This is a genomic window from Micromonospora sp. NPDC007271, from assembly GCF_040634005.1.
Lineage (GTDB): Bacteria > Actinomycetota > Actinomycetes > Mycobacteriales > Micromonosporaceae > Micromonospora.
The window spans coordinates 1,326-15,008 of sequence record NZ_JBEYER010000046.1; the positions used below are offsets into that span (position 1 = coordinate 1,326).

Below are 13,683 nucleotides of genomic sequence, written 5' to 3' on the forward strand. Positions count from 1 at the left end.
CGCCATGAGGCACCTTCGCACTGCACTGATGATTCGCTCGCTGACGCTCGCTCATGCCGGCACTCCGCTTCGCTTCGTGCCGCCATGAGGCACCTTCGCACTGCACTGATGATTCGCTCGCTGACGCTCGCTCATGCGGGTGCCTCCTCGCGCCCGAACAGGCCGGCTGGGCGCCACAGCAGCACCGCGGCCATCACCACGAAGACGATCGTCTGCGACACGATCAGGAAGTCCCTCAGGTACGCCTCGGTCCAGGCCTGAATCAGGCCGATGCCGAAACCGGCGGCGACCGAGCCGAAGATCGAGCCGAGGCCGCCGATCACCACCACGGCGAAGACCACGATGATCAGGTCGGCCCCCATCAGCGGGTTCACCGCGCGCGTCGGGGCGGCGAGCACCCCGGCCAGCCCGGCCAGGGCGATCCCGAACCCGAAGACCGGGGTGACCCACTTCCCGACGTCGATGCCGAAGGCCCGGGTCAGCTCGGGCCGCTCGGTGGCCGCCCGGACCACCATGCCGACCCGGGTACGCCCCAGCACCCACCACACCGCCCCGCAGAGCAGCACGGTGAAGCCGAGCACGAAGACCCGGTACGCGGGGAACTCGAAGAGCCCGAGGTCGACCATCCCGCTCAGCTCGGTCGGTCTGGCGTACGGGCTGGACTGCGCGCCGTACCGGGACTTGACCAGGTCCTGGAGGATCAGCGTCAGGCCGAAGGTGAGCAGGAAGTTGTAGAGCGGGTCGAGCCGGGTCAGCCGGTGGATCACCGCCCGCTCCAGGAGCATGCCGAGCAGCCCCAGCGCGACCGGCATGATCACCAGCGCCGCCCAGAACGGCACCCCCGCCTCGGCGAGCAGCACGTACGCCCCGAACGCGCCGAGCATGTAGAAGGCGCCGTGGGCGAAGTTCACCACCCGGAGCATGCCGAAGATGACCGCGAGCCCGAGGGCGAGCAGGGCGTAGAACGCCCCGCCCACCAGCCCGTTGAACGTGTTCTGCAGGAAGCCTGTCACAGCTTGCAGTCCGCTGACGGGGCGCGGAACGCCTCGGCCGCCGGAATGGTCTTGAGGATCTTGACGTAGTCCCACGGCTCGGTCACCTCGGCCTGCGGCTTCACCTGGGCCAGGTACGAGTCGTGGATCACCCGGTGGTCCTCCGCACGGATCTTGCCGTTACGCAGGAAGAGGTCGTTGACCTCCTTGCCTTCGAGGCCCTTGACCACGGCGTCCGCGTCGTCGGTGCCGGCGGCCTGCACCGCCTCCAGGTACTGCATGGCGGCCGAGTAGTTGGCCGCGTGGGCGAAGGACGGCCGGGTGCCGGTCTCCTTCTGGAACCGGTCGGCCCACTCCCGGTTCTGCTGGTCGAAGTTCCAGTACCAGGCGTCGGTGTAGGTGGTGCCGGCGAGCGCGGCCGGGGTGAGCGAGTGGATGTCGGTGATGAACATCAGGCCCACCGCCAGCCCGATGCCCTTGTCCCGCAGCTTGAACTCGTTGTACTGCTTGACCACGTTCACCAGCTCGGCGCCGGCCTGCATGGTGCCCAGCACCTGCGGCTTCGGGTTCAGCGTCGGGGCCTTGAGCAGGAACGACGAGTAGTCGCCGCTGGTGTTCGGGAACGGCGCGCCGTCCTTGCCGACCACCTGCCCGCCGGCGGCGGTGATGGCCGCGGAGAAGCTCTTCTCCATGTCCTGCCCGAAGGCGTAGTTCGGGTAGAGGATGTACCAGTTCTTGCCGACCTGCTCGGTGGTCACCGTGCCGGTGCCGTGGGCCAGCATGTAGGTGTCGTACGCGTAGTGGAACGTGTACTTGTTGCAGCTCTTGCCGGTCAGGTCGGTGGTGGCCGCGCCGATGTTGAAGTAGAGCTTCTTCTTCTCCTTGGCCACGTCGGCGACCTTGAGGGCGGCCGAAGAGGTCGGCACGTCGAGGATGGCGTCGACGCCCTTGCGGTCGTACATCTCCTGGGCCTTGCTGTTGGCCACGTCCGGCTTGTTCTGGTGGTCGGCGGTCTCCACGGAGATGTTCTTGGTGACCGCCTTGTCGCCGTACTTGGCCTTGAAGTCGGCGACGGCCATCTCCACGGCCTTGACCGAGTTCTTCCCGGACAGGTCCGAGTAGGCCCCGGACTGGTCGTTGAGGACGCCCAGCACGATCTTGTCACCGGTCAGCTTCTGGTCGCCGCCGGACTGCGGGCCACCGCCGCCGCAGCCGGTCACCAGCGCCGCCACCGCCGCCGAGGCGGCGGCCACACCCACGCTCCTGCGCATCTCGATCCCTTCCGTACCGCGCGGTCCGCGCGGGTCAGCCGTCGTGTCAGATCCCGAGGTACGCCAGCAGCTCGCGCTCCCGCGAGCGCACCTCGGAGTTGTCCATCGCCTCCGCGACGCGTCCCTCGGCCAGCAGGTAGTGCCGGTCGGCGACGCCGGTGGCGAAGTGCAGGTTCTGCTCGACCAGCAGCACGGTCACGCCGTGCTGTTTGGCCTCCCGCAGCAGGTCGCCGACCTGCTGCACGAGCAGCGGCGACAACCCCTCGGTGGGCTCGTCGCAGAGCAGCAGCCGGGCGCCCATCCGCAGCACCCGGGCCAGGGCGAGCATCTGCTGCTCGCCGCCGGAGAGCATGGTGGCCGCCGACTCCCGCCGGGCGTAGAGGGCGGGGAACGCCTCGTACACCCGCTCCAGCGGCCACGGGTCGGGGCCGACCCGGGGCGGCAGGGTCAGGTTCTCGGTGACGCTAAGGGTGGCGTACGCGCCGCGGTCGTCGGGGACCCAGCCGAGCCCGAGCCGCGCCCGCCGGTACGCCGGCAGCCGGGTGAGGTCGGTGCCGTCCAGGGTGACCATGCCGCGCTGGCCGGGGTGCAGCCCCATCACGCAGCGCAGCAGGGTGGACTTGCCGGCGCCGTTGCGGCCGACCAGGGTGACCACCTCGCCGGCGGCCACCTCCAGGCTCACCTCCCGCAGCACCTGCGCCTCCCCGTACCAGGCGGAGAGGTTCTCAATGCGCAGCATCGGCGGCTCCCAGGTAGGCGGTGATGACCCGCTCGTCGGCGCGGACCTGCTCGTACGGCCCTTCGACCAGGACCTTGCCGGCCTGGAGGACGGTGACGGTGTCGGCGAGCCGGCCGACGACGCTCATGTTGTGCTCGACCATGACGACGGTGCGCCCGGCGCGTAGCCGGGCGATCAGGTCGACGGTGCGGTCGACGTCCTCCAGCCCCATGCCGGCGGTGGGCTCGTCGAGCAGCAGCACCTTGGGGTCGAGGGCGAGGGCGATGGCCAGCTCCAGGGCGCGCTTGCGCCCGTACGCGAGCGCCTCGGCCGGCGCGTCGGCCAGCTCGGCGAGGCCGACCATGGCCAGCAGCTCGTCGGCCCGGTCACGGTAGCGGTGCATCAGCTTCGCCGAGCGCCAGAACCGCCAGCCCAGTCCGCTGGGCGACTGCAGGGCCAGCGCCACGTGCTCCCGCGCGGAAAGCTGCGAGAAGAGACTGGTGATCTGGAAGGACCGGGCCACGCCCAGCCGCGCGACCCGCTCCGGGGGCAGCCCGGTGACGTCCCGGCCGGCCAGCTCGATCCGCCCGGCGGTGGGCGGCAGGAAGCCGGTGAGCAGGTTGAACAAAGTGGTCTTGCCGGCACCGTTCGGCCCGACGAGGGCGTGTACGGTCTCCGGCGCCACGTCGAGGTCGACGCCGTCGACCGCCCGGAAGCCCCGGAAGTCCCGGGTCAGCCCGCGGGCCGACAGCAGCGCTTGCCCGGCCATCGCCACACCCTCCGTAGCCCGCGCAACGGCCAGGTCGGTGACCGGTGTCACAGGGCCGTCGCGTGCAGGAAACCTACGGCGCGCCGACGGAGTCGAGCTATGTCGATCCCCCACACATTCAGCCCGAAGCGAAGGGGCGCTGTCCCCATAGGAGCAGGCCTGCCCACCCCTGCTCGCCGGACGCGAACGGTATCGGCGAGCGTCTACATGTGGGGTGCCACCGTCACCGGCTGACGGGTACTGCGGCAGGGCAACCGCAGCGGGCGGTCAGCTTGTCAGCGCGTCCAGCGCCCGGTCGACGTCCTCCTCGGTGGTGTAGAGGTGGAACGAGGCCCGGACCCGGCCGGCGCGGACCGCCGCGCGGATTCCGGCCCGGGCCAGCCTCTCCGCCGCGCCGGGCACCTCGACCGTCACGATCGCGCTGTCCCCCGGCGGCCGGCCCAGGCCGGCGAGGAACCGGTTGGCCAGCGCCACGTCGTGCTCGCGCACCGCGGGCAGCCCGATCTCGGCGAGCACCTCCAGGGCGGGCGCCGCCCCGATGAAACTGAACCAGGCCGGGGAGATGTCGAAGCGCCGGGCGTCGTCGGCCAGCCGCAGCGGCGGGCCGTAGTAGGAGGCGTGCGGGTCCTGGCCCGCGTACCAGCCGGCGGCGTCGGGGCGCAGCCGGTCGCGCAGCGCCGGGGCCAGGTAGGCGAAGGCCACGCCACGCGGCGCCATCAGCCACTTGTACGCCGACACCACCACCGCGTCCGCCCGGTCCGCGGCGAAGGGCAGCCAGCCGCACGCCTGGGTGGCGTCCACCGCGACGAGGGCGCGGTGCGCCCGGGCCGCCGCGACGATCTCCTCGTACGGGGCGACTGCGCCGTCGGCCGACTGCACCAGGCTGAACGCGACCAGGTCGGTGCCGGCGTCGATCGCGTCGACCAGCCCGGCGAGTGGGACCGTGCGCACCCGCACCCCCCGCTCCTGCTGCACCAGCCAGGGGAACAGGTTCGAGGTGAACTCGACCTCGGGGACGACCACCGTGGCGCCCGGCGGCAGCGCGGCGGCCACCGGCGCGAGCAGCTGCGACGCCGCGCTGCCGATGGCCACGTCCGCCGGTGCCACCCCGACCAGCCGGGCGAACCCGGCGCGGGCCCGCCCGGCCGCCTCGCCCCAACCCTCCCAGGAGATCCGCCCCACCCGCCAGTCCGCGAGGGCGTCCTGCAACGCCACCCAGGCCGGCTCGGGCGGCAACCCGTAGCTGGCGGTGTTCAGCCAGCCGGGCTCCGGCTGCCACAGCTTCCGTGCGTGTTCGAGGTCCACACCGGCGACGCTAGGCCGGCAGCCGGGCGGGCGGACACGGCCAATCCCCGGATCGTGGTCCCCGCGGTGGGTGCCCCGACGGGTTCGCGGCCCAGGGCCGTACGCCGACGGGCCGGGCCGGACGACGGTCCGGCCCGGCCCGGGCGACGGATCGCCGGTGGTGGGCTCAGGCCGACGCGTCGGCCAGCGCGGCGGGGCGCTGCGGCGGGGCGGCGTGCTCCGGCACGCCGTGCGCGTCGTCCTCGTCGAGCATGGTCGCCTCGTCGAACGGGCGCTCCCCGGCCAGCACGGCCCGCGCCTGCTCGCGGTCGAACTCACCGGTCCAGGTGCCGACCAGCAGGGTGGCGACGGCGTTGCCGGCGAAGTTGGTCAGTGCCCGGGCCTCGGACATGAACCGGTCGATGCCGACGATCATGCCGACCCCGTCGACCAGGTCCGGGCGGTGCGACTGCAGCCCACCGGCCAGCGTGGCCAGGCCCGCCCCGGTGACCCCGGCCGCGCCCTTGGACGCGATGACCATGAAGACCAGCAGCGAGACCTGCTCACCCAGCGACAGCGGCTTGCCGAGCGCGTCGGCGACGAACAGCGCCGCCATGGTCAGGTAGATCGCCGTGCCGTCGAGGTTGAAGGAGTACCCGGTCGGGACCGTGATGCCGACCACCGGCTTGCTGACCCCGACGTGTTCCATCTTGGCGATCAGCCGGGGCAGCGCCGACTCCGACGACGAGGTCGACAGGATCAGCAGGAACTCCCGGCCCAGGTAGCGCAGCAGCGAGAAGATCGACACGCGCGCGACGAGGCGCAGCAGCAGGCCGAGCACCACGATCACGAAGATCAGGCAGGTGGCGTAGAAGCCGAGCATGATCTGGGCCAGGCTCTTCAGCGCGTCCACGCCGGTCGCGCCGACCACCGCGGCCATCGCGCCGAACGCGCCGATCGGGGCCGCCCACATGATCATCGCGAGGACCTTGAAGACGAGGCGCTGCAGCACGCCCACCGCCCGCAGCACCGGCTCGCCGCGCGTACCGAGCGCCTGCACGGCGAAGCCGACGAGCAGGGCCACCAGCAGCGTCTGGAGCACCTCCCCCTCGGTCAGGGCGGAGAGCAGCGAGGTCGGGATGACGCCGAGCAGGAATTCGACGGTACCGCCGCTCTCGCCGCCGGCGGCGGCCTTGCCCGCGCCCGCCGTGCCCGCGTCCAGGTGCAGGCCGGAGCCGGGGTGGATGAGGTTGCCGACCACCAGGCCGATCGCCAGCGCGACCGTCGACATGATCAGGAAGTAGCCGAGGGCGAGGCCACCGACCTTGCCGACCTTCGCCGCCTGGCGGACGGACCCGACGCCGAGGACGATCGTGCAGAAGATGACCGGGCTGATCATCATCTTGATCAGGTTGACGAAGCCGGTGCCGAGCGGCTTCAGCTCCTTGCCGGCCTCCGGCGCGGCGAGGCCGACCAGGACGCCGGCGACGACGGCCACGATGACCGCCAGGTAGAGGTACCGGGTCCGGTCCCGGCGGGCGGGCCGGGCGGCCGCGGGGGTGGGTGTGGTGGTGTCCATGCCCACAATGTGAAACGGATCTCAACACAGGGCACGCTTGCGTTCATTCTGTTCACCCCCGTGACTCACGGACGAAACCGGCGGCCGGCCGGTGCGCCACACTTGCGGACGGCGCGCGACGGAAGGAGGGGAACGTGGCCCGACGGCAGTGGAGCATCGCGGGGCAGCTGTTCGCCCTCCAGGCGGTCGTGGTGACGCTGCTGGTGCTCGCCGGCGCCGGAGGCGCCGTCTGGCTGGCCCGCAGCGACGCCCGCCAGGCCGCGGAGGACGAGGTCCTGGCGGTGGCGCAGACCGTCGCCGGCTCCCCCGACGTCCACGCGGCCCTCACCGCCGCCGATCCGACGGCCGTCCTCCAGCCGTACGCGGAGTCCACCCGGATGGCCACCGGAACGGACTTCGTGGTCGTCATGGCCCCAAACCGGACCCGTTACTCCCACCCCAACCCGGCGCTGATCGGGCAGCCGTTCATCGGCGACATCGGGCCCGCGCTGGCCGGCGAACCGTTCACCACCACCAACGTCGGCACCCTCGGCGAGTCGGTACGCGCGGTCGTCCCGGTGTACGACGACGAACACCGGATCGTCGGGCTGGTCTCGGTCGGCATCACCACCCAGGCGATCAACCGGAAGCTGCTCGCCCAGGTGCCGGTGCTGCTCGCCGCCGCCGCACCGGCCCTGGCGCTGGCGGCCACCGGCTCCTGGCTGCTCAGCCGACGGCTGCGGCGGCAGACCCACGGCCTCGGCCCCCGCCAGATGACCCGGATGTACGAGTACTACGACGCCGTTCTGCACTCCGTACGCGAGGGGCTGCTGGTGCTGACCCGGGACCGCCGGGTGGCGCTGGTCAACGACGAGGGACGCCGGCTGCTCGGGCTGACCGAGGACACGGCGGTGACCGACCGGCCGGTGGCCGGGATCGACCTGCCGCCCGCCGTGGCCGAGCTGCTCGACTCCGGTCGGGACGCGCACGACGAGCCGATCCTCGCCGGAGACCGGGTGCTGGTGGCCAACCAGCGGGCCACCCGCTTCGAGGGGACCGTGCTCGGCACCGTGCTGACCCTGCGCGACCAGACCGAGCTGCGCAACCTGGCCAGCGAGCTGGACTCGGTACGGGCGCTCACGGAGGCGTTGCAGGCCCAGACCCACGAGTCGGCCAACCGGCTGCACACCGTACTGACCCTGGTGGAGCTGGGCCGCACCGACGAGGCCGTCCGGCTCGCCACCCGCGACCTGGCGCTCGCCCAGCAGCTCACCGACCGGGTGGTCGGCGCGGTGACCGAGCCGGCACTGGCGGCGCTGCTGCTCGGCAAGTCGGCGCAGGCCGGCGAACGCGGCGTGGACCTGCTCATCGAGCCCGACTGCCGGCTCGACGGCAGCCCGCTGCCCACCACCGACCTGCTCACCGTCGTCGGAAACCTGGTCGACAACGCCCTGGAGGCGGTGGCCGGGACGCCGCCGCCGCGCCGGGTCCGGGTGTTCGTCGGCACTGCCGACGACGAGATCGTGGTCCGGGTGGGCGACACCGGCCCCGGCCTGGCCCCGGACCGGGTCGAGGACGCGTTCCGGCGCGGCTGGTCCACCAAGAGCGCCGGCCGGGGGCTCGGCCTGGCGCTGGTCGGGCAGGTCGTCCACCGCCACGGCGGCACGTCCGACGTCGCGCGCACCGCTGAGGGCGAGACCGTGTTCACCGTCCGCCTGCCCGTCGGAGCGGAGGGCGGGTGAGCGGCATGAGCGAGATCCGGGTGCTGGTGGTGGAGGACGAGCCGCTGCTGGCCGAGGCGCACAAGGCGTACACCGAGCGGGTGACCGGCTTCGTGGTGGTCGGGGTGGCGCACACCGCTCGGGAGGCGATGGCGGCGCTGCGGCACCGGGGTGGCGCGGAGGTCGACCTCGTACTGCTGGATTTTCGCCTGCCCGACCTGCACGGCCTGGACGTGTGCCGGGCGTTGCGGGCGGCGGGGAGCAGCGTCGACGTGCTGGCGGTGACCTCGGCGCGGGACCTGGCGGTGGTCCGCACCGCCGTCTCCCTCGGGGTGACCCACTATCTGCTCAAACCGTTCACCTTCGCCGCCTTCCGCGACAAGCTGGAGCGGTACGCCGAGTACCGGCGGCAGGCCCTCGCGAAGGACGAGGTGTCGGCCCAGCACGAGGTGGACCAGATGTTCGCCACCCTGCGCGGCGCCGACCGGCACACCCTGCCCAAGGGCCTGGACGAGCAGACCCTGCACCGGGTGCTGTCCGCCCTCGGCGACGGCGGACGCTCCGCGACCGAGGTCAGCCAGCGGACCGGCATCTCCCGGGTGACCGCGCGCCGCTACCTGGAGTACCTGGTCTCCGCCAACCGTGCGATCCGCGCCCCCCGCTACGGCACGCCGGGCCGCCCCGAGGTCGAGTACCGGCCGGTCTGACCCGTCCGCCGTGCACGTCCCCCGCTTGCCGGTGGCAGCCGGGTGTGTTGCCCCGGGTGGCTACCTTGATGATCGACTCAGCAACCCACCCCTGGAAAGGTGCCGCACCCATGCCGTCCGGCTTCACCCTCGCGATCGTCACCGCCCTCGCCGCGCTCGTCGCCGTCGCCGTCGCACTGTTGAGTCCGCGCCGAAACGTACGGCAGCCGAGCTTCCTGGCGGCGGCCGCCGCCCTGGTCGTCACGCTCCTGCTCACCGTCACGACGAGCGCCCACTCGGTACCGATCCGCTCGGTCGGCATCGTCACCAGCTTCGGCAAGCCGACCGGTAAGGTCACCGGCTCCGGCCTGAAGTGGGTCGCGCCGTGGCAGCGGGTCGGCGAATGGGACGCCGGGCGGCAGAAGTACGACCACATCGGCAGCGACAACTGCGTCCGGGTGCGTACCGGCACCCTCGCCGACGCCTGCGTCGAGGTGCTGGTCGAGTGGCAGGTCCGGCCCGAGAACGCCCCAAAGCAGTTCATGGACTACAAGGGCGACTTCAACAGCTTCCGCGGGCAGCGGGTCGGCGTCCAGCTCGACAGCGCCGTGAACGACGCCTTCTCCACCTACAACCCGCTGGAGCGGATCGACGCGAAGACCGGCAGCCTGAACGTCGACCTCAAGCCGTTCTCGGAGAGCATCAAGACCAACGCCGAGGGCCGGCTGGCCGACGACGTCGACATCCTGTCGGTCACCATCACCCGGGTCAACCACGACGAGAAGACCGAGGGCAACATCAAGGCGTTCCAGGACAAGCTCGCCCAGACCCGCAACCTCGAACAGGATCGCCGCAACGCCGAGATCCAGAAGCAGATCACCGAGACCAACGCCAAGGTGGACAAGGTGACCCGTTGCCTGGAGATCGCCGAGAAGAACGGCAGCTCTCCGGGCCTCTGCATCAACCCGGGAATCATCACCGGCACCGCCAAGTAAGGGTCAGCTCACGTTGGCCGGGCCGAGGACGCTCTTCAGGTCCCCCATCAGTGCCGTGGTGGGGGCCACCCGGAACGGGCCGAGCCGCAGCGTGGTGACCTTGCCGCCGTTGAGCAGCTTGACGTGCACCTCGGTGTCGCCGGGATGCAGGACGAGGGTCTCCTTGAGCTTTTCGACCAGGGGCGGGGTGCAGCGGTGCACCGGGATGGTGAGCGTGACGGGCTTGTTGGCGGGGTTGCTGCTGATGTCGGGCATCTGCATGTCCATGGCCATGATGCGTGGCGTGTCGTCGCGCCGGTCCACCCGGCCCTTGACCACCACGATCGCGTCCTCGGCGATGTACTGGCCGACCACCTCGTAGGTGTTGGGGAAGAACAGGGTCTCGACGCCACCGGCCAGGTCCTCCAGGGTGGCTGAGGCCCAGGCCCGACCCTGCTTGGTGACCCGGCGCTGTACGCCGGAGAGGATGCCGGCCAGCGTGACCACCGCACCGTCGGGCACCGTCCCCTCCTCGGAGAGGGCGGCGATGGTGCAGTCGGCCGCCGCGCCGAGCACGTGCTCCAGGCCGAACAGCGGATGGTCGGAGACGTACAGGCCGAGCATTTCGCGTTCGAAGGCGAGCTTGTCCCGCTTGTCCCACTCTCCCTCGCCGATGGTCGGCATCACGGTGGTGCTGGTGGCGGTGTCGACGTCACCGAACCCGGCGCCGAAGAGGTCGTACTGGCCGACCGCCTCCTTGCGCTTGACGTCGGCGTACGCGTCGATGGCGTCGGCGTGCACGGCGAGCAGGCCCTTGCGCGGGTGCTGCATCGAGTCGAACGCGCCGGCCTTGATCAGGGATTCGATGGTCTTCTTGTTGCAGACCACCGCGTCCACCTTGGAGAGGAAGTCGTAGAAGTCGGCGTACGTGCCCTTCTCCTCGCGGCACCGCATGATCGAGGAGACCACGTTCGCGCCGACGTTGCGGATGGCGGCCAGGCCGAAGCGGATGTCCTTGCCGACCGGGGTGAACGGCCCGGCCGAGGTGTTCACGTCGGGGGGCAGCACCTGGATGCCCATCCGCCGGCACTCCGACAGGTAGAGCGCCATCTTGTCCTTGTCGTCGCCGACCGAGGTGAGCAGCGCCGCCATGTACTCGGCCGGGTAGTTGGCCTTCAGGTAGCCGGTCCAGTACGACACCAGACCGTAGCCGGCCGTGTGCGCCTTGTTGAACGCGTAGTCGGCGAACGGGACCAGGATGTCCCACAGGGTCTGGATGGCCTCGTCGGAGTAGCCGTTGCGGCGCATGCCGTCGCGGAACGGCACGAACTCCTTGTCGAGGACCTCCTTCTTCTTCTTGCCCATCGCCCGGCGCAGCAGGTCGGCCTGGCCGAGGCTGTAGCCGGCGAGCTTCTGCGCGGCGCGCTGCACCTGCTCCTGGTAGACGATCAGGCCGTACGTCGGGCCGAGGATCTCCTCCAGGGGCTCGGCCAGCTCCGGATGGATCGGGGTGATCTCCTGCTGGCCGTTCTTGCGCAGCGCGTAGTTGGTGTGCGAGTTGGCGCCCATCGGGCCGGGCCGGTAGAGCGCCAGGACGGCGGAGATGTCCTCGAAGTTGTCCGGCTTCATCAGCCGCAGCAGCGAGCGCATCGGGCCGCCGTCGAGCTGGAACACGCCGAGGGTGTCGCCCCGGGCCAGCAGCTCGTACGTCGGCTTGTCGTCGAGCGGAAGCTGGAGCAGGTCGACCTTGCGGCCGTGGTTGCTCTCGATGTTCTTCAGCGCGTCGTCGATGATGGTCAGGTTGCGCAGGCCGAGGAAGTCCATCTTCAACAGCCCGAGCGACTCGCAGGTCGGGTAGTCGAACTGGGTGATGATGGCGCCGTCGGCGTCCCGTCGCATCAGCGGGACGTGCTCGATGATCGGCTCGGCGGACATGATGACCCCGGCGGCGTGCACGCCGGTCTGCCGGATCAGCCCCTCGATGCCGCGCGCGGTGTCGATGACCTTCTTGACGTCCGGATCGGACTCGTACAGGCCGCGGATCTCGCCGGCCTCGGCGTACCGGGGGTGCTTCTGGTCGAAGATGCCGGTAAGCGGGATGTCCTTGCCCATCACCGCGGGTGGCATCGCCTTGGTGATCCGGTCACCGACCGCGTACGGGTAGCCCAGCACCCGGGCCGAGTCCTTGATCGCGGCCTTCGCCTTGATCGTGCCGAAGGTCGCGATCTGCGCGACCTTGTCCTCGCCCCACTTCTCGGTGACGTACTTGATCACCTCACCGCGCCGGCGCTCGTCGAAGTCGATGTCGACGTCGGGCATCGAGACGCGCTCGGGGTTGAGGAACCGCTCGAAGATCAGACCGTGCGGCAGCGGATCCAGGTCGGTGATGCCCAGGGCGTACGCGACCAGCGAGCCGGCGGCCGAGCCACGGCCCGGGCCGACCGCGATGCCCTGACTCTTGGCCCACTGGATGAAGTCGGCGACCACGAGGAAGTACGACGGGAAGCCCATCTGGATGATGACGCCCAGCTCGTACTCGGCCTGCTTGACGTGGGTCTCCGGGACACCGTTGGGGAAGCGCCGGGCCAGGCCGGCGAAGGTCTCCTTGCGGAACCAGGACTCCTCGGTCTCCCCCTCCGGCACCGGGAAGCGCGGCATCAGGTTGTGGGACTCGAACATCCCGGTCGGGTCGACCTTCTCGGCGACCAGCAGCGTGTTCCGGCAGCCCTCGAGCCAGGCGTCCGAGCTGTCGACCGCGCGCATCTCCTCGGCGGACTTGATGTAGTAGCCGCTGCCGTCGAAGCGGAACCGGTTCGGGTCGGCGACGTTCGCCGCGGTCTGTACGCAGAGCAGCACGTCGTGCGCCTCTGCCTGTGCCTCGTGGGTGTAGTGCGAGTCGTTGGTGACCACCGGCGGGATGTCCAGCTTCCGGCCGATGTCGAGCAGCTCCTGGCGGACCCGGCGCTCGATGTCGATGCCGTGGTCCATGATCTCCAGGAAGAAGTTCTCCTTGCCGAAGATGTCCTGGTATTTGCCGGCGGCCTTCAACGCCTCGTCGTACTGGCCCAGCCGCAGCCGGGTCTGCACCTCGCCGGACGGGCAGCCGGTGGTCGCCATCAGCCCGTCCGCGTGCTCGGCGAGCAGCTCCGCGTCCATCCGCGGCCACTTGACGAAGTAGCCCTCGGTGTACGACCGGGTGGTGAGCTTGAACAGGTTGTGCAGGCCGACCTTGTTACGCGCCCAGATGGTCATGTGGGTGTAGCCACCGCTGCCGGAGACGTCGTCGCTCTTCTGTTCCGGCCGGCCCCACCGCACCCGCTGCTTGTGGAAGCGCGACTCGGGCGCCACGTACGCCTCGATGCCGAGGATGGGCTTCACGCCGGCGGCCGTCGCCTGCTTGAAGAAGTCGTTCGCGCCGTGCATGTTGCCGTGGTCGGTCATCGCCACCGCCGGCATTCCCTGGCGGCTGACCTCGCCGAAGAGATCCTTGAGTCGGGCCGCCCCGTCGAGCATCGAGTACTCGGTGTGCACATGCAGATGCGTGAACGAGTCAGCCATGCGCGGCGCCCCCCGGCGGTATGGATCTTGATGGTCGGAGCCGACCGGCACCTACCCTACCCAGGCCGTCGGGCCGGCTCCACCGTGCGCGCCGGAGGTGCTCTCCGTCTCGCTCGGGTCCCTACCGAGGGCCGGAACGTTCCCCTCCGAGC

10 protein-coding genes are annotated in these 13,683 nt (G+C 70.8%); 3 read left to right on the plus strand and 7 right to left on the minus strand.

Going from position 1 to position 13,683, the window contains the following annotated elements; genetic code table 11:
• Positions 1-131 precede the first annotated feature (131 nt).
• The 6 genes from ABZ570_RS17885 to ABZ570_RS17910 all read right to left on the minus strand — a co-directional run bounded on the left by ABZ570_RS17885 (position 132) and on the right by ABZ570_RS17910 (position 6,613).
• Positions 132-1,013, minus strand: coding sequence for a branched-chain amino acid ABC transporter permease (locus tag ABZ570_RS17885; protein WP_358064206.1), 882 nt, complete (start codon positions 1,011-1,013; stop codon positions 132-134).
• Complete coding sequence (locus ABZ570_RS17890; protein WP_358064209.1) at positions 1,010-2,263, minus strand: ABC transporter substrate-binding protein; 1,254 nt, start codon at positions 2,261-2,263, stop codon at positions 1,010-1,012. Before ABZ570_RS17890 ends, ABZ570_RS17885 begins: the two co-directional genes overlap by 4 nt.
• A gap of 46 nt (positions 2,264-2,309) precedes the next feature.
• A complete protein-coding gene (locus ABZ570_RS17895; RefSeq protein ID WP_358064212.1) occupies positions 2,310-3,002 on the minus strand; it encodes an ABC transporter ATP-binding protein in 693 nt (230 codons plus the stop codon).
• On the minus strand, positions 2,989-3,750 hold the full coding sequence (locus ABZ570_RS17900) for an ABC transporter ATP-binding protein (protein ID WP_358064215.1): 762 nt from the start codon (positions 3,748-3,750) through the stop codon (positions 2,989-2,991). Before ABZ570_RS17900 ends, ABZ570_RS17895 begins: the two co-directional genes overlap by 14 nt.
• Positions 3,751-4,017: 267 nt before the next feature.
• A complete protein-coding gene (locus ABZ570_RS17905; protein WP_358064218.1) occupies positions 4,018-5,055 on the minus strand; it encodes an aminotransferase class V-fold PLP-dependent enzyme in 1,038 nt (345 codons plus the stop codon).
• Positions 5,056-5,221: 166 nt separating this feature from the next.
• Positions 5,222-6,613: a cation:dicarboxylase symporter family transporter gene (locus ABZ570_RS17910; protein WP_358064221.1), complete on the minus strand. Its 1,392-nt coding sequence runs from the start codon at positions 6,611-6,613 to the stop codon at positions 5,222-5,224.
• A 134-nt stretch (positions 6,614-6,747) separates the two neighbouring features.
• Between ABZ570_RS17910 and ABZ570_RS17915 the strand changes: the two genes are divergently transcribed.
• The 3 genes from ABZ570_RS17915 (at position 6,748) to ABZ570_RS17925 (ending at position 9,994) form a co-directional block, all read left to right on the plus strand.
• A complete protein-coding gene (locus tag ABZ570_RS17915) occupies positions 6,748-8,334 on the plus strand; it encodes a sensor histidine kinase (protein ID WP_358064224.1) in 1,587 nt (528 codons plus the stop codon).
• Between the two features lie 5 nt (positions 8,335-8,339).
• Positions 8,340-9,020 (plus strand): response regulator, encoded by a 681-nt coding sequence (locus tag ABZ570_RS17920; RefSeq protein WP_358064227.1) that lies wholly within the window; start codon positions 8,340-8,342, stop codon positions 9,018-9,020.
• Positions 9,021-9,130: 110 nt separating this feature from the next.
• Positions 9,131-9,994 (plus strand): SPFH domain-containing protein, encoded by an 864-nt coding sequence (locus ABZ570_RS17925; protein WP_358064229.1) that lies wholly within the window; start codon positions 9,131-9,133, stop codon positions 9,992-9,994.
• Between the two features lie 3 nt (positions 9,995-9,997).
• On the opposite strand, the gene dnaE is transcribed toward ABZ570_RS17925, so the two are convergent.
• Positions 9,998-13,531 (minus strand): DNA polymerase III subunit alpha, encoded by a 3,534-nt coding sequence (gene dnaE, locus ABZ570_RS17930; RefSeq protein ID WP_358064232.1) that lies wholly within the window; start codon positions 13,529-13,531, stop codon positions 9,998-10,000.
• Positions 13,532-13,683 lie beyond the last annotated feature (152 nt).